19 protein-coding genes are annotated in these 21332 nt (G+C 43.0%); 10 read left to right on the top strand and 9 right to left on the bottom strand.

Annotated elements, in window-relative coordinates; all coding sequences use genetic code 11:
• Positions 1-342: 342 nt before the first annotated feature.
• Both gcvT and F0228_RS09570 read left to right on the top strand, forming a co-directional pair.
• A complete protein-coding gene (gcvT, locus tag F0228_RS09575; RefSeq protein ID WP_061030996.1) occupies positions 343-1476 on the top strand; it encodes a glycine cleavage system aminomethyltransferase GcvT in 1134 nt (377 codons plus the stop codon).
• Positions 1477-1737: 261 nt separating this feature from the next.
• Positions 1738-2799, top strand: a complete 1062-nt coding sequence (locus F0228_RS09570; protein ID WP_171762156.1) for a trypsin-like serine protease — start codon at positions 1738-1740, stop codon at positions 2797-2799.
• Positions 2800-2911: 112 nt separating this feature from the next.
• On the opposite strand, the gene F0228_RS09565 is transcribed toward F0228_RS09570, so the two are convergent.
• Positions 2912-3235 (bottom strand): hypothetical protein, encoded by a 324-nt coding sequence (locus F0228_RS09565; RefSeq protein WP_061030994.1) that lies wholly within the window; start codon positions 3233-3235, stop codon positions 2912-2914.
• Between the two features lie 201 nt (positions 3236-3436).
• Between F0228_RS09565 and F0228_RS09560 the strand changes: the two genes are divergently transcribed.
• Positions 3437-3754, top strand: a complete 318-nt coding sequence (locus F0228_RS09560) for a helix-turn-helix transcriptional regulator (protein ID WP_008216956.1) — start codon at positions 3437-3439, stop codon at positions 3752-3754.
• 76 nt (positions 3755-3830) lie between these two features.
• Here the strand turns inward: F0228_RS09560 and arfB are convergent, their stop codons facing one another.
• Complete coding sequence (gene arfB, locus F0228_RS09555; RefSeq protein WP_061030993.1) at positions 3831-4241, bottom strand: alternative ribosome rescue aminoacyl-tRNA hydrolase ArfB; 411 nt, start codon at positions 4239-4241, stop codon at positions 3831-3833.
• An 87-nt stretch (positions 4242-4328) separates the two neighbouring features.
• Between arfB and F0228_RS09550 the strand changes: the two genes are divergently transcribed.
• Entirely contained in the window at positions 4329-4934 is a 606-nt protein-coding gene (locus F0228_RS09550) for a beta-phosphoglucomutase family hydrolase (protein WP_171762155.1), read from the top strand.
• Positions 4935-4976: 42 nt separating this feature from the next.
• Here the strand turns inward: F0228_RS09550 and F0228_RS09545 are convergent, their stop codons facing one another.
• The 4 genes from F0228_RS09545 to F0228_RS09530 form a co-directional block, all read right to left on the bottom strand.
• Entirely contained in the window at positions 4977-6881 is a 1905-nt protein-coding gene (locus F0228_RS09545; RefSeq protein ID WP_171762154.1) for a diguanylate cyclase, read from the bottom strand.
• Positions 6882-7118: 237 nt separating this feature from the next.
• Positions 7119-8867 carry a formate--tetrahydrofolate ligase gene (locus F0228_RS09540; protein WP_171762153.1) on the bottom strand — a complete coding sequence of 583 codons (1749 nt, stop codon included), beginning with the start codon at positions 8865-8867 and terminating at the stop codon, positions 7119-7121.
• A 271-nt stretch (positions 8868-9138) separates the two neighbouring features.
• On the bottom strand, positions 9139-10443 hold the full coding sequence (locus F0228_RS09535) for an inosine/guanosine kinase (RefSeq protein WP_008216948.1): 1305 nt from the start codon (positions 10441-10443) through the stop codon (positions 9139-9141).
• A 116-nt stretch (positions 10444-10559) separates the two neighbouring features.
• Positions 10560-11036: a CreA family protein gene (locus F0228_RS09530; RefSeq protein WP_171762152.1), complete on the bottom strand. Its 477-nt coding sequence runs from the start codon at positions 11034-11036 to the stop codon at positions 10560-10562.
• A gap of 249 nt (positions 11037-11285) precedes the next feature.
• On the opposite strand from F0228_RS09530, the gene F0228_RS09525 reads away from it, so the two are divergent.
• The 3 genes from F0228_RS09525 (at position 11286) to F0228_RS09515 (ending at position 14555) form a co-directional block, all read left to right on the top strand.
• On the top strand, positions 11286-11780 hold the full coding sequence (locus F0228_RS09525) for a hypothetical protein (protein ID WP_116870684.1): 495 nt from the start codon (positions 11286-11288) through the stop codon (positions 11778-11780).
• 60 nt (positions 11781-11840) lie between these two features.
• The gene (locus tag F0228_RS09520) at positions 11841-13565 is read left to right on the top strand and encodes an HD domain-containing phosphohydrolase (protein ID WP_171762151.1); all 1725 of its coding nucleotides are present in this window, start codon (positions 11841-11843) and stop codon (positions 13563-13565) included.
• A gap of 261 nt (positions 13566-13826) precedes the next feature.
• Positions 13827-14555 carry an HAD-IA family hydrolase gene (locus tag F0228_RS09515; RefSeq protein WP_061030986.1) on the top strand — a complete coding sequence of 243 codons (729 nt, stop codon included), beginning with the start codon at positions 13827-13829 and terminating at the stop codon, positions 14553-14555.
• A gap of 442 nt (positions 14556-14997) precedes the next feature.
• On the opposite strand, the gene F0228_RS09510 is transcribed toward F0228_RS09515, so the two are convergent.
• Together F0228_RS09510 and F0228_RS09505 are read right to left on the bottom strand one after the other, a co-directional pair.
• Positions 14998-16422, bottom strand: coding sequence for a methyl-accepting chemotaxis protein (locus F0228_RS09510; protein ID WP_061030985.1), 1425 nt, complete (start codon positions 16420-16422; stop codon positions 14998-15000).
• A gap of 148 nt (positions 16423-16570) precedes the next feature.
• Positions 16571-17794 (bottom strand): aromatic amino acid transport family protein, encoded by a 1224-nt coding sequence (locus F0228_RS09505; RefSeq protein ID WP_061030984.1) that lies wholly within the window; start codon positions 17792-17794, stop codon positions 16571-16573.
• A gap of 447 nt (positions 17795-18241) precedes the next feature.
• Between F0228_RS09505 and F0228_RS25950 the strand changes: the two genes are divergently transcribed.
• The 3 genes from F0228_RS25950 (at position 18242) to F0228_RS09495 (ending at position 20448) form a co-directional block, all read left to right on the top strand.
• A complete protein-coding gene (locus F0228_RS25950) occupies positions 18242-18370 on the top strand; it encodes a hypothetical protein (protein ID WP_008216938.1) in 129 nt (42 codons plus the stop codon).
• 137 nt (positions 18371-18507) lie between these two features.
• Positions 18508-19119, top strand: coding sequence for an ACP phosphodiesterase (locus tag F0228_RS09500; protein ID WP_171762150.1), 612 nt, complete (start codon positions 18508-18510; stop codon positions 19117-19119).
• A gap of 57 nt (positions 19120-19176) precedes the next feature.
• The gene (locus F0228_RS09495; RefSeq protein ID WP_171762149.1) at positions 19177-20448 is read left to right on the top strand and encodes a DEAD/DEAH box helicase; all 1272 of its coding nucleotides are present in this window, start codon (positions 19177-19179) and stop codon (positions 20446-20448) included.
• Between the two features lie 99 nt (positions 20449-20547).
• Here F0228_RS09495 and F0228_RS09490 read toward each other — a convergent pair whose 3' ends face one another.
• The gene (locus tag F0228_RS09490) at positions 20548-21294 is read right to left on the bottom strand and encodes a TetR/AcrR family transcriptional regulator (protein ID WP_061030981.1); all 747 of its coding nucleotides are present in this window, start codon (positions 21292-21294) and stop codon (positions 20548-20550) included.
• Positions 21295-21332 lie beyond the last annotated feature (38 nt).

The raw sequence follows: 21332 nt of genomic DNA, 5'->3' as shown, positions 1-21332 counted from the left end.
TTGTATGCGATTGAAAATTGTTTTTAAATTGTTAAATGTCACATTTTGAGCTGTTTTAATCTTGTTAAGGGTGTAAAACTGACTCAGGCTTGTTTACTATAGTGAACACGGTTTACTCATGTTGATTGAAGTTTACTGAAGTGAATTCTTAGAAAGTGAGTCGTATAGCTTTTATACAGAAGCCTCTTTTTATATCGCTAGTAATAAAAGCCTATATAGAAGACATCACTTTTTACTATCTACTGTTTCTAACGTTAACCCATATCGTTAGAGGCGACTCTAAATAGAGATATAAGCGGCAGATTCGATTTGGAAAGCCTGCAACGCTTCATGGAGAATAAAATGACTCAAGAACACGCTAATCAAGACCTACTAAAAACACCTCTGCATGCGCTTCACGTTGAAGTCGGTGCAAAAATGGTTCCTTTTGCTGGCTACGACATGCCAGTTCAGTATCCACTAGGTGTAAAGAAAGAGCACTTACACACTCGTGACGCTGCTGGTCTTTTTGATGTTTCTCACATGGGGCAACTGCGTCTACACGGTGAAAATGCAGCCGCTGTTTTAGAATCTCTGGTTCCAGTAGATATTATCGACTTGCCTTCTGGTAAGCAGCGCTACGCGTTCTTTACTAATGAACAGGGCGGCATCATGGATGATCTTATGGTTGCTAACCTTGGCGATCACCTATTTGTTGTTGTGAACGCGGCGTGTAAAACACAAGATATCGACCACTTAACGGCTCACCTTCCTGCAGATGTAGAAATGGAAGTGATTGATGACCGCGCTCTATTAGCCCTTCAAGGCCCTAAAGCGTCTGAAGTTCTTGCTCGTTTCCAACCAAGCGTTGCAGACATGCTGTTCATGGATGTTCAAAAAGTCGATATCGACGGCGTAGAGTGCATCGTGAGCCGCAGTGGTTATACCGGTGAAGATGGCTACGAAATCTCAGTACCGAACGATCACGCTGAAGCACTTGCTCGTAAACTAACATCAGAAGCAGAAGTAGAGTGGATTGGCCTTGGTGCTCGTGACTCACTTCGTCTTGAGTGTGGCCTATGCCTATACGGTCATGACTTAGATACAACAACGACTCCAGTAGAAGCTAGCCTTCTATGGGGCATTCAAAAAGTGCGTCGTACTGACGGTGAGCGTGCTGGCGGTTTCCCAGGTGCTGATATCATCCTTGGACAAATCGCAACTAAAGACGTTCAACGCAAGCGTGTTGGTCTAGTGGGTCAAACTAAAGCGCCTGTACGTGAAGGTGCTGAACTGTTCGATGCGGAAGGAAACAAAGTAGGTGTGGTAACGAGTGGCACTGCTGGTCCTAATGCGGGTAAACCTGTTTCAATGGCATACGTACGCACTGATCTAGCGGCTATCGGTACAGAAGTATTTGCTGAAGTTCGTGGTAAGAAGCTACCAATGACAGTAGAAAAAATGCCATTCGTACCTCAACGTTACTACCGTGGCTAATCTCTTTTAAGAGAAAACACAAAGTATAACGAAAGCCTATTGTTAGCTTCTCTTTTTAGGGATGTTTAACGGTAGGCTTTTTTTTTTTGAAACGTATACAAGGCAGAATAGAACAATTGAAGTCAGGTTGTTAAATTCGTCTATAAATTGAGAGATGTGGCAATATCGTTACAAATACTTACTATAATGATGGTCAGTACGTGTTATGGTGTCTATTCATCAATTTTGTAAATAAGTAGTAGGGGTCACAAGGAGTTATCTATGAATGTGAATCATACAATGAGTCTAGTTCGTAAAGCCGTTTTAGGGCTTTTAGCGCCAATGATTTACACATCAAGTGTTATGGCGACAGAAAACTCGGTCGAAGTTTCTCCTGACGCGACTGTGACACCTTATATTGTTAATGGCAGCGATGCATCAGTTAGCGATTTCCCTTCAATGGCCAGCTTGTTCATCGATCGTATTGATTACGATGGTGTGTACTCGACAGGTGCTTATTGTGGCGCAACCATTTTAAATCCGACTCATATTCTGACTGCTGCGCACTGTATTTATGGAAATGAAGAAGGGCAGTTATTTACTACGGTTGTTCCTCAGCTTGAAGATACGTCTCAATTCCCTAATGGTAATATTCAAAAAGCACGTGTAACCGAAGTTTACTATCGCAGCGATTATTCAAATGCGTTGAGTGATCTATTGCGTAACGATGTTGCCGTTCTAAAGCTAGAAAGTGCACTTAATATCGATTCAGTTAATGACGTGGTTAAGCGACCGTCAAATGACTCTTACCGTAGTGTGGCTAATGACTTCGTCGCAGTAGGGCATGGTGATACTCGTTCTGGTTTTGATGCTACGACGATTTTACAAAGAGCACCGCTTAACTATGTAGATAATACCACGTGCGCGTCGGCTTTTTCCGATGGCTCTGCTTTAACGGATAATCAGATTTGTTTTAGAGGCGATTACAGTGCGTCCTCTGGTTTATTTGGTGGTACTTGCCAAGGTGATTCTGGCGGCCCAGTTTACTGGTTAGATGGTTCGGACTACAGACAAGTCGGTATTACCAGCTTTGGCCCTGAAACTTGTGGTGGTAGTTCTACCGTCACATCGGTATTCACAGAAATCTATGATTACAAAGATTGGATTGATAGTGTCGTAGCCGGTAATGAAACACCTAAGTTTGTCTCTACCGATGCTAAGCGCACTGCTTATGTGAATGCGCGCACTCCATCGAGTTCTGGCAGCAGTGGCGGTAGTGTTTCGTTTGGTTTGCTAGGTATGCTGATGTTGATTGCTGGTTTTAGAAAAGCAGTTAAACGCTAGAAGCTGATTACTTTGAATAAGTCGACGTTTCATCGAGTGATGACGTCGACTTTTTTGATTCTGTATTATTGAGTTTTTGATAGTGTTTATATAGCTATGTTGACGTCCGTGGTTACGTGAACACTACATTGGTCTTCCTACTGTACCTTTCGATTATTTCATCCATTTCTTTAATCGCTTTATTGATACTGAGAATACCGCCTTTCGCCACGCTTTTCTCATTAAGGTTTAACGCAGAAAAGGCCAGTTTGAGCTCTTTATCATCAAGCATCTCTGCGTGTAACAACACTTCTTTGTAGGTCAGAAGCCTGTGCTGAACTGCAATAATATCAGCACGGGTAGTGTTTGAATTCAAAGTCTGCTTGATGCAAGGAAACGCTAATTTGTAATAATTCGCAATTTCCAACTCGACGTCTTTCTTGTTCGCAATTTGCAATTTCTAATATTTCCCATCCTTGGTTAAACCAAGTTTATTCGCCTAAATACATATCACTGACCTTTGCGTTGAGGTTTATGAAACGTAAGGTTTTTTAAGGCTCGAATAATATGCCTTTGATGGCTTATGTAAACATGGGCAAGTCAATATGGTCTGCTTCTTGCTGAAATTAGGTCATAACTGTCTAGTGGAGAGAGCCCTATGTCACAAGAGCCGATAATCATGGCACTGATTGAGCGCAGGAAGCGAGCGAATTTATCACAAGAAAAGCTCGCAGCTAGTGCAGGTATGAGTTTGAAAACGTATCAGCGAATCGAACGCGGTGAAGCAGATATTAAGATGTCTCAATATCGTTCAATAACCAGAACGCTAAAAGTGACAGATTTGGATGTTGTTCTGGATATAGTAGGCGCTTCTCATGCGACGGCTGAAGATGTCGCCGCGGTCAGTCGTTTACTCACTAGTGAAGAGCGGCTGCTGTTAATTAAGCTGATTTTATCGATCAAAAAACCGAAATAGAGAGGGGACAGTGGGCGTAAACCGAGTAGAGCAGTTGTTTCATTGGTGATGGGTGCACCAAGGGGAAATGAAGCAGCTAGCTCACTCTTCCTCTAAGTTGTTTGGTATTGCTTCTTTGTTTTTTGTTCTCTAGACGCTTTCTTTGCGAGCTACGTGTAGGCTTAGTGGCTCTTCTTACTTTCTGAACTTTTGTCGCTTCTAAAATCAGTTCTTTCAGGCGTACTAACGCGTCCTCTCGGTTTTGTTCCTGCGTTCTATATTGTTGCGCTTTAATTATGATCACACCGTCTTTAGTAATTCGGCTATCTTTGAAGGCTAACAACTTTTCTTTGTAGAAATCGGGTAGAGTGGAGTGGTTGATATCGAAGCGAAGGTGTATTGCACTCGATACTTTATTGACGTTTTGGCCTCCAGCACCTTGAGCTCTGATCGCAGTTAACTGGATCTCCCAGTCTTGAATGGATACAGAGTTAGATATTTGTAACATAAACTTCCATTTTGAACGGTAATATAGCGTCATGATACTGAATATTGGTTATGGTATCAGTAACTTTCTTAAAGAGTGGTAGCAGCAATGAAAATAGATTTAACGGCATATGAGGGATTAATCTTTGATATGGACGGTACGTTGATCGACACAATGCCAGCGCATGTACAGGCATGGCAGCAGACAGCTGATGAGTTCGGCTTTCATTTTGAAGCATCTTGGTTGCATAGTTTGGGCGGTATGCCGAGCTACAAAATAGCAGGTGAAGTAAACAGTAAATACGGTTTGTCTCTCGACCCCCAGGCAGTGTCAACGTTCAAAATGGCTTCATTTGCGGCAATTGAAGAAAAGGGAGATGTTATCCCATGTACGCACTCTTTGTTGCTTGAACACATAGGTAGCAAAAAGATTGCAGTTGGTACTGGAAGCCAGCGCAAGAGTGCGGAGCAGCTTCTAGAAAAGACGAACATTCTTAGCAAGCTCGATATTCTTGTTACCGCTACAGACGTCAAAAATCATAAGCCGAACCCTGATACGTTTTTGGATGCTTGCTTTGGTATGGGATTAGAGCCAAAGCAATGTGTGGTATTTGAAGATACGGACCTTGGTAAACAAGCTGCTCACGCTGCTCAGATGGATTGCATTCTCGTGGTTGAAGGAAATAAGTTAGAGTTTCACCCTGCGCCAAACTGATAGCTATTGAACCAAGAAGGTTGCCTAGCTGACGCTTTGGAGCTAGGCGATTTCACTCATCTCTGTGTCTAAGAACAAACATACGCTATCACGGCCCGCGGCTTTCGCTTCATATAGCGCCAAGTCGGCACATTTATAGTTGAGAGCCGGATCGCTCGTTAGGTTGGTGATACCGGCACTGACGGTAACAATACTGTCTAGCTCAAGGCTAACCGCAATTCGCAGTCTATTAAGTACGTAGTCAGCTTCTTTTGTTGTGGTGTGAGGCAGAATAACCCCAAACTCTTCACCGCCAATACGCGCAACGAAGTCAGTTTCACGACACTCACGTTGCAATACTTGAGCAACGGTCTGAATCACTCGATCGCCATAGTCATGACCAAATCTATCGTTGATTCGTTTGAAGTGGTCGATATCCAAAATCGCTAAGCAAGAGTGCTCGCGGGTAGGGTAACGATTAATACGAGAACATTCGTCACGCAGCTCAAGATCAAACTTACGTCGATTCCAGCATCCCGCTAAGGCATCTTTTTCACTCAAGTTTCTAAGTTTGTTCTCAAGCTCTTTGTGTTTGCTGATATCAACAAACGATGCGACATAAAACTGAATCACACCTTTAGCGTCTTTGATGGTTTGGATGCGAAGTATTTCGGTGATTAACGACCCGTCTTTACGGCGGTTGACCACTTCACCTTCCCACATTCCTTTCTCTTTGATTACGCCCCACATTTTAATGTAGAACTCTTCATTGTATCGACCGGACGCAAACATCGATGGTTGACGACCTTTAACATCCTCTAAGTCATAGCCGCTTACGCGTGTAAATTCTTGGTTTACCTTGATAATGCGGTTATTACGGTCGGTGATTACTAAGGCAGACATACCGTTCATCGCGGCTTTTGCTAACTGGCTTTCAATACTGTTTTTCTTGTGGTTTCTGTTCCAGAGCACAAACCCTGCCGAGATCATTGAGATTAAAATCGTTAAGGTAACGATCTGTACAACAATGGCGTGGTTTTCGCGTTGATATTGGCTATTAAACTGTTGATTTTCGACGTGAAGAACCATGTAGATAGGGCCTTCAAACTGTTTGATCTTCGGGCTGATATCGGCGTGAAAATACCAGTTTTTACCATCAAAATAGCTAGAAGAGGTGTTGTCTTGTATCGCTGCCCAAAGTTTTGGGTACTGTTTGGCGTAGGTTTGTTCTGAACGCGCTTCAATTACATGGCCGAACGACTCAGAAGGGTCTGGACCCATAATGATGTGGCCCGTCTTGTTAAGGATGATTGGGACGGCAGAAGAATCACCAATCTGATAATGAAGGCGCTTATAAATCTCAAGCATATTTAGATTAGCAATGAAGTAACCAATGATGTGGTTGTTATCAGCTACTGGTGACATGATGCGAAGCGCCGGTACTAAAGGTCGAACAATTTCGCCATTTTCTACCTCTAGATCAATCCCTTTACTACTGACATCGCCAACCTTTAATTGTTTGAGCACCTCAAAATAGTTACGGGACGATTTGTCTTGAAGTTCGTTCGTGGGTACGACCTTGGCTTGACCATTTTTGTAATTAACTCTGAAGACTTCATTCCCGTCTAAATCAAGATAGCGTAATTGAGAATAGTACTTCTGACCGCGAGCCAACATAACCCAAAGATCTTGCAGTGCTTCAGTATGAACGGTCGATGGTTCGTTGATTGCACGCAGAAGTGTTTTTGATTCAGCTATAGAAGGGACTGAATCGGAGATCTGCTCAACGATGACCGCTAGCTCATGAAAGCTGTATTCGATTTGGTTTTGGCTAGATTGCTTAATGTTTAACGAGTGCTGGGCTTCTACTCTGTCTAATTCAGAGTTGATATAAAGGGCAGGGACTAATCCTAGGGCAAATACGGTGCACAGAAATTGGCCGACTAGTTTTTTTATACTTGTATTCATCACTGTCCTCAAAGAATCAGCGCAATACTATATATTTTATAGGGTTTTTAATGTGATCTTGACCCAGAACTTAAGACAAGTTTTGCATATTATCGTGGTTTTACTGCAACTTTGTGCAATTAAGCTTGATTATCGAGCAACCCATCAACAACAAAACGGTTGCTCGATATAGACTTTCGTTCCGAAAAAAGAAGCGTTTAAATCTCGATTTTTCGATATTTATCTGGATAAAGGTGTCTAACTAAGGCCAACAATATTTCCATTGCTATCAATGTCTAACGACATGAATGCTGGTTTATCTGGTAATCCAGGCATCGTCATTACATTGCCACATAGAGCGTAAATAAATCCGGCACCCGCACACAGTTTTAGCTCCCTGACAGGAACGTCAAATTGGCTTGGTGCCCCTTTGACTTGTGCTTCTGTTGAAATAGAAAGTGGTGTTTTTGCTAAGCATACAGATAACTCGTTAAAGCCGTGCTGTTTAAACTCCGCCAGTTGCTGTTTCGCTTGAGGGGATAGGGTAATGCTCGCCGCACCATAACCGATTTCCGCAACCGCCATCAGTTTCTCTTCTAAGCTTTGCTCTGCTCGATACAGTGGTTTAAATTCACTGTCACTCTGGCATGCTTTGACTACGGCATGAGCGAGTTGAGTGACACCGTCACCGCCTTTGCCAAACGCTTCACTGACTTCTACTGTTACCTTGCTATCAAATTCTGTGATCATCTGTTTCAACGTAGCGAGTTCTTGCTCTGAATCCTGTGGGAATCGGTTAATGGCAACAACAGTAGGCACGCCATATTGCTTAACGTTGTTGATGTGCCATTTTAGGTTTTCGAAACCAGCAATTAGCGCATCTTGGTCATCACTGAAGATTGAATCTGGTAGTGGATTACCAGGTCTCAAGTCATATAAGCCTGAGTTCGCCTTTAACCCACGCAATGTCGCAACAACTACCGCACAGTCGGGCTTCTTATTGGAAGCTTTGGCTTTGATATTACATGCTTTTTCGAAGCCCATATCAGAGCCAAAACCGCCTTCAGTCACCACAAAGTCACTCAGTTTTAGCGCAATCTTATCGGCAATAATTGATGAGTTGCCATGGGCGATGTTTGCGAATGGACCGGCGTGGATTAGGGTTGGAACGCCTTCAAGCGTTTGCATCAATGTCGGCTCAATGGAGTCTTTCATCGTCACTGTCATTGCACCAGCGACACCAAAGTCTTCTGCGGTTAAAGGTTGACCTTGATTATTGTAGGCAAGAACAACCCGACCAATACGTTGACGTAAGTCTTGAAGGTCATCGGCCAGTGCTAAAATAGCCATAAGCTCTGAGGCCGCTGAGATATCAAATCCGTCTTCGCGTTCATAACCGTTGACCGTTTTATCAGATTCGTTTTTACCCACCGTGATCATACGTAATGCGCGGTCATTATGATCGAGTACACGTCTCCAAACAATTCTGCTGGAATCGATATCCAAGGCTTTCAAGCCAGAGCGCGCCTCAAAAGCTTCTAAGCCTTCACGTTGTTCGTGATAGGAACGTGCATCGATCGCTGCAGAGGCAAGGTTATGAGCGGCTGTTACGGCATGAATGTCGCCAGTCAGGTGAAGGTTTAATTCGTCCATAGGCGCAACTTGAGAGTAACCACCGCCAGCCGCACCACCTTTAACACCGAATACAGGGCCCATTGAAGGCTGGCGAATACACGCCATTGCTGATTGGTTAATCTTGGCAAGCCCTTGCGCTAACCCGATGGTCGTTACTGTCTTACCTTCACCGAGTGGTGTGGGCGTAATCGCAGTCACAACAACCAGTTTTCCGTCAGGTTTCTCTGACAAGCGTTCAAGTGATTTGAGAGACACCTTCGATTTATATTGCCCTAATGGCTGGTGTTCATTGTTTTGTAGGCCAGCGTGCTTGGCAACCTCACTGATGTTTTTAAGGGGAGTAGAGCGACAAATATCGATATCAGACTGCATATTTGATCCTTATATCAGAACCGAAAGGTGGTACGTAAACGTTTGCGTGGCGATGGTACTGTATAAATTTGCTAAGTAAAGGCAAACCACAGGAATTATGTGCTGGAAGATAACAGATTTGAAGAGTCATTGCGCGAGATCAAATCTTCAATGAGCAAAATATTCGATTTGATTTTGCATTAAGTGCACACATTTACGCTGAATACAAAAAGGGCTGCATATCGCAGCCCTTTAAGATAGGAAAGGTAACTCACGTAATAAGTAACGTGGATTAACGATCCCAGTATGTTTCTTCTAAGCTATCTTCGCGTTCTGGTAATGCGCGAGAAAGGCGAGGAGAGTGCTGTGTTAATACTTCGTAACTTACACGGTTTGCGTACTTACAAATTTGAGACAGTGAAGAGTACGTTAGACACGCGTGCTCGTGTTTCTCTGAGTTTGGTACGTTAACGAAGTGGTAGCTGTTTGCTGCCATGTCGTGTAACAGAGCTGAAAGTGCGCCATCACCAGCACCGTTAGTGTTCTTAATCTCTAATGGGCCACCAAGGTATGGGCCAATGTGAGAGTACACTTTTACCGGGTTTTCACAGTCTTGTTTACGCATTGCACGGCTGAATTCATACTTGTTGAACTCAGGGATATTACCTGGCAATAGTGGAAGCGTAGTTTCGCGTTTTGCTAGCTCGTCTGTGTAACCTGCCATGTAAAGGCCGATTGGACCAGCAGTACACAGTACTAGGTCAACCCACTCTAAAGCTTTGTTCGCTGCAAGAAGTGGATCTTTTTCGCCTGTTAACGCTTCACCTTCGTCTTCATTCATCGCAACGATGGTCACGTTCTCTTTCAGATATTCTTGCCACCATTCAGCATTACCTTCGATCACGTACTTTGTACCGAGTGTAAGAACAACTGGCACGTTATGCGCTTTTGCATACTCAATCGCTTTTTGTACCGCTTTTGGCATTGGATCTTCAGGATTACCACGCATTAGGTATGAAGACACGACAAGCGCTGATGCTTTCTCGAAGACTTTCTCAGGAATGCTTTCAGGAAGAAGCTGGTTCATGTGTCCTTCGTTGATAGCAAACGTACGCTCACCATCTTCGGTGATTAGCGTGTAACAACGACCAATCGGACCATCAACAGTTTGTAGGTGGTTTAGGTTCATACGAGAAGAAGTGCGGCATAGGTAACGGTAACCAAATGAGCCAACCTCAATTTTCTTAGACATTACGCCAAGCAGCACAGATTTGCTGTCTGCAAGTACGGAATAGTTGTGGAGTGTGTTGCCGATAGTATCGCCTGGGTATTGATGCGTGATCAAACCGCGCTCTACAAGCTCTTCATACAGCGCATCGGCTTTACTTTCTTCCAATACAAGTGAGTGACCTTTACTCAGCTCATATTTATCTAGGAACGCGCTGTCAACACGGGCTTCGATATCAACAATCGTTTGACCGACACCAACGATCGTTGCGCGGTGCAGTTTAGGTGTTTGTTGAATTTGGTTGACCAACGGATCACGTGCGTGAGTTGGAAAGTAATGCTTAGATTTACGCTGTCCAGGAAACTTCATATGAAAAATACAGTGAAAAAATTTTGCCGCATGATATCACATTTTGTTTCTGTTTCTTTCATTTTTATTACATTTTGAATCACCTGCACAATGTCTGTACAGGTGATTCGTATTGATTATTCTGTTGGTACTAGTGTCGCAGGATCAACATAAGCCTCTGTGCCCCATAGAGGAACGGTAGACAAGCTATGTTTGAAGCTACCTTCAGTCTCTTTCGTTGTGTAAGACAAGTAGAGTAGAGATTGATTCTCAGCGTCGTAGATACGGCGAACTTTCATGGTCTTGAAGAAGATACTTTTCGACTGTTTGAACACCACTTCACCTGATTTACTCTTATCAATCTTCGCTATCATTCCAGGCGTGATTTCACCCGTTTGGCGGCAAGAAATAGAGCTGTCACTTGGATCAGAAAGGCTGAGGTTTGCCTCGATGGAAGCGATGTGACAAGTCACTCCTGGAATTTTGTCATCGTCTAAAGATGACATCTTAATGTCCTTCATTGTGAAGAAACCTAAAGATACGTCGCCAACCTCGTTGTCCGAACAGCCTGCTAACATTGTCATGATACCGGCTGCTATTAAGGCTTTTTTCATAAGAAGTCCTTTTTATTTGTATAGTTCTGTTTACTATAAGGAAAATTGAAAGCTTGAATACGAGTGTAGAGCTTTTCGCTAAGTTCTTAAAGGATGTTGTTGGATAATGAAAAATATGAAGCATTTAAAGTACTTGTTGGCCTTGGTGATGCTCTGTATGCTCTCTGCATGTAGCTCGGCGCCTCAGCCGACCGTATGTCTTCCAAATAACTGCGATATTTGGGGATACTAACTGTAGGTACTAAAAGAATGAATAACGAAATACCTGAAATAGCATTAAAGAAAAATCAATGGTTATTTAGCCAACTCGACATTGCATACCCCGCAAAAGAGAGCCTTCTAGGTTTAGATATCTATAAAAAACAACTTTCCCAAAAAACTTACCAACTCCTTCCGCAAGCTCAAACTCCCTCACACATCGATGAATTGCACAAAGTTGATTTTCACAAACTCACGGTGCTTTTCTCGCTCAACCAAGCTAGTGCGTATCAAGATGAAGCCGAAAGGGCCAATATCTTGGAGTTCCTGAGCCAAATCATGTTGTCAGATGAGCATGACTTATATGTCGGCACTAAAAACGGTGACGTAGTGGCGAGTGCGATTGTGACCGTCAGTGAAGATGAAGTGTTAATATCGGATATTGTTAACCAAGACGATCAAAATATTGTCGGGTTTGCTAAACAGTTACATGATTTTTGGGCACAAGATCAAGGTTCTTTCGATAAAGTATGGTTCGAGAACTAAAGATCCTTTGAGAAAGCGTTAATCTGAGTACAATACACCGTCTTTTAAAAAGGGTTCGGTATGTACAAGCTATTGATCTCAATCGCTGTATTGTGTGTTAGCGCTTTTTCTCCTGTGATTTATGCTAATGACTGGGATGTTAAACAAATCCTAGTTCTTCACTCCTACGAACCTTCCTACCAATGGACCGCGGATTTCCAAAAGGGCATCGATAGTGCGTTTAAGCAATCTCAAAGCGAAGTTAAGCTCTCTATTGAGCACCTAGATACCAAGCGTATCCACAGCCAACAATACTATGACTCTCTAGTCGAATACTTCGAAGCCAAATATTCAGATTATGAATTTGAGGGGGTTATTGTGACAGATGATAACGCTGCCAACTTCCTTGAATCATTGAGTTCTATTATTGACCGTTCGACGCCAGTAGTGGCAGTCGGTATCAATGATCTCAGCACCGACATGTATGCGGTGAGTGATAAAGCGACCGTGCTTTATGAGAATGATCATATTGATATTAATATCGAGCTTATCTCTCAACTACGCCCTAATATCAAGAACTTATACTTTGTAAATGATTACAGTGTCACGTCTCAGCTGATCCGTAAAGAAGTTCATAAAGTCATGGCGGGCTTCCCACAAATCAATTTAGTTGAAATCAATAATCAAACACTGGAGCAGGCCAGCCAATACCTGAAAAACATTTCTCCTGACGATGCCGTGCTAATCAGCCACTACAATACAGAGCTAACCCAAGGTGTTTACCACTCTTATACGGAAATTGCTGAGACGCTATCTAAGGCGAGTGCAGCGCCCGTATTCGCTCTTTGGCAGTTTTATATTTTAGGGGACGTTCTAGGTGGCTATGTGAACCACTCACAAAGCATGGGGGAACAGGCTGTCGATGCTCTCGACAAATATGTACCACTGGGTTTTAAAAGCTCTTTGGTCCCAGGTGATAACGTACGTTTCGTTTTCAACTACGACGCGATTCGGAAATACGGTTTAAGCGAAAGCGCGTTGCCTGAAGAGTCCGTGATTATCGTGATGCAATTCATCACTTTACGCCAAAAGAAAGAGCTAGCGAAAAAGAACAAACGCATTCTGTCTCTGCAAAAGCAAACTTTGAATGTCCAAAAAGAGATGATTCATGTACTAGGTGAGGCCATTGAGACACGTTCAGGCGAGACAGGCAATCATGTTAAACGCGTGGCTAAGTTGTCAGCATTGTTAGCCAAGCACAGCGGTTTGAGTCACCGCGAAGTCGAGATGATAGAGATCATCAGCCCAATGCACGATGTCGGTAAGATCTCGGTTCCAGAGTCTATTCTCGACAAACCGGGTAAGCTAACCGAGCAAGAGTGGGAGGTAATGAAGCTTCACACCACAGCGGGTTACAATTTGCTGAAGAGCGGTTCAGGTGATATTACTAACCTAGCGGCGATTATTGCCAATGAACACCATGAACGTTGGGACGGCGCCGGTTATCCAAATGGTAAGTCGGGTGAAGAAATCCACTTGTTTGCTCGTATTACTGCGGTCGCGGATGTATTTGATGCATTGCTGAGCGCCCGTTGTTACAAAGAGCCATGGTCTTTAGATATGGTTGTAGACTTATTTGAGCGAGAATGCGGCTATCAGTTTGATCCTAACCTGACTCAGTTACTTCTGAAGCATTTACCAGAGTTTGTCGCGATACGAGATGCCTATCCTGACACCGCAGCTTTTGAATATACCTTGACGATAGAAGATAAATCCAAAGTCGAAGCAGAGTCGGCAGTCAGTTAATACTTCGTACAACGATTTTTGTATTCTAAGATTTATATTTTCTCCTATTAACTTCAGTTATTTGTAAAGCTTTCAGGCATTGATACTGTGAGCCTGCTGATAATTTGATGAAAACTGTTGCTTATGGCGACTCAGAAGGTGATCTGCTGCATATTTTGCGAAGAGAAATAAGCATGCATCCGTAAACTGTTACCTCAGTCATCCCTCACTTTGAAAGAACCCTATAGGATAAAACTTGGATTGAATCTGAGTGAGAGAACTATGCGGTTAGAACAGACTAAATGTGTGATATTTGATTGCGATGGCACGCTTATCGACAGTGAAAAGCTGTGCTGCCAAGCCTTAGTCAATGTCTTCAGCGAATTTGGGGCCAACTTAAACCTCAACGACTGCTACGCTCACTTTCAAGGCGGGAAGCTAGCAGATATTTTAATGGACACGCAGGCTCGTCTTGGTCTATCCATCTCTATTGATACACTCGAACCTTTATATCGCACTGAATTAGAAGCCTTGTTCCAACGTCACTTGAAGCCGATGGATGGTGCTATCGAACTGATTGAATTCCTCAAACATCAAGACATCGAATTTTGTATTGCTTCTAATGCGCCGAAATCTAGAGTTGAATCTTCTCTCGCAATGACAGGTATGCTTGATGACTTTAAAGGGAAAGTGTTTTCGGCGTTTGATGCAAACAGCTGGAAACCAGAGCCAGACTTGATCATGTATACCGCAATGAATATGGGTTTTTTACCTAATGAGTGTATTTATGTTGACGATACCTTGAAAGGTATTGAAGCAGGTGTAAGAGCGGGTATTCAGTCGTTCAGATTAAGACCGAATGTAGATGAGACATTAAGTGATGACCCAAAAGCCGACACAGCAGAGCTGGCGGCTCAGGATATCTATAGTTTGGAAGAAATTTCCGTTTGGATTAATGGCAAGCACTGCTCAAGTGGTGATAAACCGAGCTCTGCAGCTTTGGTGAGTTAGCGCCCAATTGAAGGCTGAGTACTTTACTAAATTGTTTTGTGTGAAATCCGCAGGATGCGCAAGTAAACTTCTCTCCACTTTCCGAGAGTAGATATTCGTCATGTTGGCATAAAGGGCATGTCACGTCTTCGATGTTTGGTGCTTCTGTTTTATTCATTATGTGTCACCTGCAGCAAGAGGGTAAGCGAAAAAAGACCCGTATAGCTAGATTACTCCTAAGCTCGTTTATTAGACAGTTTTGCTCCCTTATATTCTCTCCTTTGCGACTTGCTTCATGGTAATGATAATCTCATCGTTAGTACCCATGGTAAATGTAATGACATTGGTGGATTTTATTAAAAAAGGACTCATAGCGAGTCCTTTTTAGTTTGCTTTCAATTTTTTCTAGTTCAGAAGCTGGCGATTATTATTTTCCAGCGCCATGACGCTCATCTTCGTTAGGTTAAGTGCGATATCTCGCTAAAGTCTGAGATAGGGTAATCGATGCGTCCGTTAGCTTTGATACACCGTTCGATGAGTTTTGAGCGACTTCTTTTATTACATCGGATTGACTGCGAATGTCATTGAGCTCTGCGGCGATGGTATTCGCTACGTTACTTTGCTCATCAGCAGATGTGGCGATTTGAATACTCATGTCCATTAGCGCTTGTGCGGAATCAGCAATTGAGTTTACGTCGTCGCCGATGTTTGAAATCAACTGGCTACTGGTCTGCGCTTGATCGACGGTTTGCTCGGTAATCTTTGCAATGTTTTGGCTTTCTTGTTGCAAACGCTCAATCATAGCTTGGATCTCTACCGTTGCGGATTGAGTTCGGCTAGCCAGCGTTCGTACTTCATCAGCAACCACCGCGAAACCACGTCCTTGTTCGCCCGCACGAGCTGCTTCAATGGCCGCGTTCAATGCGAGTAGGTTTGTCTGCTCTGAGATAGCATTGATCGTGGTTATCACTTCGTTTATTTGACTGGTATTCACATTCAAGCTGGTCACAGAAGAAGAGGTTTGCTCGATCAAAGAAGACAGGGTAGTTATTTCTGAAATTGCTTGTTGTACCTTCGCGTGGCTGTCGTTAATTTGTTGTGCGTCTTGCTCCGTCTGCTCGGTCGAACGTGCTGAAATGTTAGATACTTCGTTTGCAGAAGCTGTCATCTGGTCCATTGCTGTTGCAACAGAGTCTAGCGAAGCGTTTTGACTCATAATTTGTGTCTCGCTGCGCTTCATCTCAGTTTCAAAAGAAGAAGAGGTTTCGCTAAGCGTTGCGGCGCTTTGGTTAACGTTGTTTACCAGTTCGGTCAGAGTATCCATTGATCGGTCAAGTGCGCAGCCAATCGTTCCAAACTCATCACGTCCTGGGTGGAAGCCGAGTCGAGAGGTTAAATCGCCATCTCCAATCTTTTGAGTTGTTGTATAAAGTACCCAAAGTGCACCACCTAAGAAAGTGGCAACCCAGTAGCAGAAAAGACCGAAAGGGACACACCATAAAAAGCTGAGTAATAAAGTGTACAGTGCTTGCTGTTTTTGGTCTTGAGTATCGTAATTAGGAAGGGTAAGTGAATAGTATTTACCATCGGTACCGATTGCCGTTGCCGTAACAACGCCTTTGTCTGAAATCGTTGTAGCGTGAGGGTTTGATTGTTGGGTAACGCCATTTACGCTAGTCGGGATATCTGAGGCTGACAAAATGCCTTGTAATTGGTATTCGGCTTGTTGTTTTGCACTAGTGTCAATTTGCTCCATTTTATTGACATAGTTGAGGCCAGATAAGCTTGCTACTGCAGCGAAAAAGATTAAGAAAATAACCCAAAACTTATCGTTGATAGACATTTTGATAAACAGCTTGTCTATCGTTCGAAATTGTACTTCTTTCATAAAAACTCCACGGTAAATCCTTTACCGTGGACTCTAAATAACCGACCTCAATAAAAATGTGATGTAAGCCGAGTAATTGTGAAAACTAATGATATGGATATGTCATTAATGAGATCTCGATCAATTATATCATTCGCGTAACCCGTTATTAGCCCAGTGAAGGTAATAACCCTACTGATATAAGGATTTGAATCGCAATAATAAATACACCAATACTCCCTGCTAAAAACAACGCCTTGCTTCCACCTAGCACTTGGTAGGCTGCAGCGGTGTCTTGAGTGTTGATCGTGAAATCTGTGTAACGTACTTTATAGACCATCACGGTAGGCAACAGAATCGCTAGCACTGAGAGTGCAATTGCTGCATAGCCTAACGCCATGATAAAGCCTTGCGGGTAGAACAGTGCAAAGCCAAGTGGAGGCAAGAAAGTGATAATCGCAGTCTTAACACGTTTTGCACTACCTAGCTTATTGCTTAATGAGTCGCCCATAAATTCAAATAGACCCAAGCTCACACCGATAAATGAAGTGAGAAGAGCGAGGTCGGCAAATACGCCTACGATGACGCTAAGGTTTGATTGGTGCACCGTTTGCGACAACGAAACCAATAGGGCACCTAGACTAGTGTCAGAAAGTAATTGTTCTTGGCTTACAACGCCTAAAGTAACGCCTTGCCAGAAAATGTAGATAACTAAAGGCAAAGCAGAGCCGATGATCATTACTTTACGTAGCGAGCGTACATCGCCATCTAGGTATCTTACGATAGAAGGGATACTGCCGTGGAAGCCGAAAGACGTGAACACGACAGGAATAGCTGCAACGATCAGGCCTTGCTGTAAAGGCATGCTCAATAGGTATTGAGAAGTGATGTTTGGTGCTAGGAAGCTAAGTACCAGAACCATAGCGATCAGTTTCAAACCAAATAAAACGCGGTTTACTTTATCAACACTGTGTGTGCCAATGGTTACAACGCCCGCTACTAGCAGTGTGAAGAGTAAAGTCGTGACTTGACCGTTCAGTTCAATACCCGCTATATCTGAAATACGCTGATTAAACTGTGCACCACCGCCCGCGATGTAAGCTGCGCATAGAGCATAAAACAGGAACATAACCGCGAAGCTCGCAATCCATTTCCCCTTAGTACCTAAAATCGTGTGAGCCAGTGTGTGTAGGGTCGCGTCGGACTCCACGAATTGGTGAAGCTCAACCATTAATAATGCTGTAAACGCCATTAATGCCCACAAACCAAGCATCAAGAAAAGTGAAGTTGAAAAGCCAATGCCTGCAGAAGCAAGAGGAAGAGCGAGCATGCCAGCACCAATCGTTGTGCCTGCAATGATCAAAGTACTACCGAAAACCTTTGATTTATTCATTGTATATAATTCTTTACGTTAGAGTGTGTTTTCATTGTAATTCTTCTAGCTTAAGCGCATAAACCCAAAGAATATCTCGATTTTGAAGTATTCTGATTGAGTTTAATTCCAAATGCAACATCTAATGTAATTAAAAATATCCAGTGTAAATTTGTGTTTACATTAATTTTGGGTCTAGGCACTTAAAAGGGTGAAGCAAACGTTTGACCATGATCTGCTTCAAAATTTATAGAGTAATTTGTTGTACTTGGTGTAAGGTGGCAGTACATATGTCGTTCGCGTATACCCCTTTAGCGTAGATAAGCGCTGATGATCGCGAGTAGCTTCAAGCTATAAATATGGAATGGGTAGAGTAGAGTGCGTTCATCAAAGTGACATAATATAAGTCCAAGATGGTGCACTAGTTAATTGGACAACACGTCCACACCAAGGAATAGAGGGGGCACAATGAGTGACCAATCTTATAATGACGAAAGTCTTGAGCTGTTAGATGCTATGGAAATTGGCATTGATTTATCTGACTACGAACAGACAGTTAAACAGTTAGCAGAAGAGCTTTTTACATCTTCTAACTAACGTTTCATTTCAATTCTTATACTGAGCAAATCTGATTCGCTCACTCGTCATACCAAAAGCTATCCTCATTAAAGTTCGCGAAGATAAACAAGTACGTTTACCATGTTACTTAGTTCTCGACACTTTAATGAGGTTCAATGAACTTTCTCGCACACCTTCATATCGCCAAACACTGTAAGAGCAACCTAGCAGGAAACTTGTTAGGTGATTTTGTGAAAGGCGACCCAAATAAACACTATTCAGATTCGCTGTCCGACGGAATTCGACTTCATCGCTTTGTAGACAGTTATACAGATAGGCACGAGGTTTCTCGTTCTGCTAAATCACTCTTTTCAAATCAAACGAAACGCTTTGCGCCTATTGCACTCGATGTATTCTGGGACCACTGCTTAGCTAATCATTGGGCTCAGTTCTCGACACAATCACTTGACCATTTTTGCTCCGACAGCCATCAGCAGATCTTTGAAAACCAAGAGCCACATTGGCCTGAGCACTTCATTACTGTTCACCAAAAAATGGCTGAGCAGAGGTGGTTAGAGAGCTATCAAGAGATGTCATCCATAGAAATGGTGTTACAACGAATGGCGTTGAGAAGGCCAAAGCTCGGTCTGCTTAAAGCGTGCTATGCTGACTTAGAAAGTCACTATGATACGTTGCAGTGTCACTTTAATGAGCTTTATCCCATGGTTTTGAAGGAAGCAAACGAGTTTAATGCACTCCAATTACAGAAAAATCAAAAGGAAAGGTAAACAGCGTAATGCAGGTTTGCTACAATCCGCGCCTATTTAATCTTTAAGCATCATACTATGTCTGAATCTACGAAATCTTTTAACCAACTAGGATTGTCTGAGCATCTACTTGCTACGCTATCAGAGCTTGATTTTAAGGCTCCAACCAGTGTTCAAGAACAAGCGATTCCTTTGGTATTAGAGGGCAAAGATGTGCTGGCTGGTGCTCAAACGGGTACGGGTAAAACAGCGGCTTTTGGCTTGCCAATTATTCAAAGATTACTCGCAACCAAAGATAACGTTATTCCAAACCCTAAGTTAGTTCGTGCTCTGGTTTTAGTGCCAACGCGTGAGCTTGCACAACAGGTATTTGATAACGTAACTAGCTACGCAAAGGGCACAGACCTTAAAGTGGTAGTGGCTTATGGTGGAGTGAGCATGAAGGTCCAAACCGATAACCTACGTGCAGGTGCCGATATCTTAGTTGCGACTCCGGGTCGTTTGATAGACCACATGTTCACTAAGAACATCATGTTGAGCCAAACAGAAGTATTGGTATTAGATGAAGCTGACCGCATGCTAGACATGGGTTTCATGCCAGATATCAAACGTATTCTTTCGCGTATGAATGAAGTGCGACAAACTCTGTTTTTCTCGGCAACGTTCGACAACAAAATCAAAGCCATTGCGCACCGCATGATGCAGTCACCAAGTGAAATTCAAGTGACACCAACCAATAGCACTGCTGAGACGGTTAAACAGATGGTTTACCCAGTCGATAAGAAGCGCAAAAGCGAATTACTAGCGTACTTAATTGGTTCAAATAACTGGCAACAGGTATTGGTGTTTACTAAGACGAAGCAGGGCACAGATGCTTTGGTTAAAGAGCTTAAATTGGATGGGATTAAAGCGGCATCAATCAATGGGGATAAAAGCCAAGGTGCTCGCCAAAAAGCCCTCGACGATTTTAAATCAGGTAAAGTAAGAGCACTTATCGCAACCGATGTTGCTGCCCGTGGCATCGATATTCAGCAGCTTGAACAAGTGGTGAACTACGATATGCCTTACAAAGCGGAAGACTATGTGCACCGTATTGGTCGTACAGGCCGCGCGGGGAATAGTGGCCTTGCAATTTCTCTTATGAGCCACGATGAAGCGTACTTGCTGGGCGCAATTGAGCGACTACTCGATACACGTCTACCTCAAGAGTGGCTAAAGGGCTTTGAACCTAGCCCCGAGCAAGATGTGTCACCTGAGCGAGGTGGTCGTAGTAAAAGCCGTTCAGCAGAAAAGCGTAAAATGAAAGCAAAGCTCAAGATTCACCAAAATCGCGGTAAGGCTCGCCGATAACCGGGCTTTCTGAACCTTTCCAATAAAAACGCGCCGTTACATGAATGATGTAACGGCGCATTTTTTTATCGTTCAAATTATTTTTGCCTGGAATTGATGTCAGTCGTGGTTGTGTTCTGGGTTACATTTCCACTCGCACGGCACTTCATAAATTAATTCTTCTAGAGTGCTCGGGTTAAGTACCCATTCTTCTTCAATAGCAAATTGATTAACCATTTGTTTATTGAACATCTGCCAGTGTTTCATTAGCGCTTCTTCAGCCGTTGCCTCCATATCACCTTCGTTCCAGGTACTTTCCATGAAGGGAGTTAGGCAAACTGCGCCGTTCGCGAACATAATCATTTGCCATTTAATTTCATAAATATTGACGGCTTTTTCCGGATTCGCTTTGTTGTATTGGTCTGCAAGCATGTTTATCTCATACTCAAGATCGCCCACATTATCGATAAAGTAGTCAACGAGGTTGTCTTCTTGACGTACAGAATCTGAGAGAAGCTGCATTGGTCTTCGAGAATGGATCATGTTAGTAAACAGACGCATGGCAAACAAATAGATCGAAATATTCGGTGCAACACCTTTTGGCAATTCCTGCATGATTTTACTGATGTAAGATTGAAAATACACATGTAAACAATCACTTATTGCGTGCCATATCTTTTCTTTACTACCGAAATGGTGGCGAATGAGGCTATGAGATACACCAGCTTTTTCGCTGATATTACGCAACGAAACACGTTCGTAACCAGAGTCACAGAACATCTCTGCAGCCACAGTCATTATTTGAAATCGAGTTTCTTCAGCGTCTTTTGCGCTTCTTCTACCTTGCTTCTTTTCAGTCATCTTCATTTCACACATTTATCCGATTACGACATTCTACACTGTTT

It is taken from the genome of Vibrio sp. 99K-1 (genome assembly GCF_013114585.1).
Lineage (GTDB): Bacteria > Pseudomonadota > Gammaproteobacteria > Enterobacterales > Vibrionaceae > Vibrio > Vibrio chagasii_B.
The sequence above is the reverse complement of the archived record's forward strand: the minus strand, read 5'-3'. Positions and strand labels throughout refer to the sequence as shown.

Excerpts from the sequence above, each read along its gene's own strand:
- gcvT (WP_061030996.1), top strand. The coding sequence starts at position 343 with ATGACTCAAGAACACGCTAATCAAGACCTACTAAAAACACCTCTGCAT.
- F0228_RS09570 (WP_171762156.1), top strand. The coding sequence starts at position 1,738 with ATGAATGTGAATCATACAATGAGTCTAGTTCGTAAAGCCGTTTTAGGG.
- F0228_RS09560 (WP_008216956.1), top strand. The coding sequence starts at position 3,437 with ATGTCACAAGAGCCGATAATCATGGCACTGATTGAGCGCAGGAAGCGA.
- arfB (WP_061030993.1), bottom strand. The coding sequence starts at position 4,241 with ATGTTACAAATATCTAACTCTGTATCCATTCAAGACTGGGAGATCCAG.
- F0228_RS09550 (WP_171762155.1), top strand. The coding sequence starts at position 4,329 with ATGAAAATAGATTTAACGGCATATGAGGGATTAATCTTTGATATGGAC.
- F0228_RS09545 (WP_171762154.1), bottom strand. The coding sequence starts at position 6,881 with ATGAATACAAGTATAAAAAAACTAGTCGGCCAATTTCTGTGCACCGTA.
- F0228_RS09540 (WP_171762153.1), bottom strand. The coding sequence starts at position 8,867 with ATGCAGTCTGATATCGATATTTGTCGCTCTACTCCCCTTAAAAACATC.
- F0228_RS09535 (WP_008216948.1), bottom strand. The coding sequence starts at position 10,443 with ATGAAGTTTCCTGGACAGCGTAAATCTAAGCATTACTTTCCAACTCAC.
- F0228_RS09530 (WP_171762152.1), bottom strand. The coding sequence starts at position 11,036 with ATGAAAAAAGCCTTAATAGCAGCCGGTATCATGACAATGTTAGCAGGC.
- F0228_RS09525 (WP_116870684.1), top strand. The coding sequence starts at position 11,286 with ATGAATAACGAAATACCTGAAATAGCATTAAAGAAAAATCAATGGTTA.
- F0228_RS09520 (WP_171762151.1), top strand. The coding sequence starts at position 11,841 with ATGTACAAGCTATTGATCTCAATCGCTGTATTGTGTGTTAGCGCTTTT.
- F0228_RS09515 (WP_061030986.1), top strand. The coding sequence starts at position 13,827 with ATGCGGTTAGAACAGACTAAATGTGTGATATTTGATTGCGATGGCACG.
- F0228_RS09510 (WP_061030985.1), bottom strand. The coding sequence starts at position 16,422 with ATGAAAGAAGTACAATTTCGAACGATAGACAAGCTGTTTATCAAAATG.
- F0228_RS09505 (WP_061030984.1), bottom strand. The coding sequence starts at position 17,794 with ATGAATAAATCAAAGGTTTTCGGTAGTACTTTGATCATTGCAGGCACA.
- F0228_RS25950 (WP_008216938.1), top strand. The coding sequence starts at position 18,242 with ATGAGTGACCAATCTTATAATGACGAAAGTCTTGAGCTGTTAGATGCT.
- F0228_RS09500 (WP_171762150.1), top strand. The coding sequence starts at position 18,508 with ATGAACTTTCTCGCACACCTTCATATCGCCAAACACTGTAAGAGCAAC.
- F0228_RS09495 (WP_171762149.1), top strand. The coding sequence starts at position 19,177 with ATGTCTGAATCTACGAAATCTTTTAACCAACTAGGATTGTCTGAGCAT.
- F0228_RS09490 (WP_061030981.1), bottom strand. The coding sequence starts at position 21,294 with ATGAAGATGACTGAAAAGAAGCAAGGTAGAAGAAGCGCAAAAGACGCT.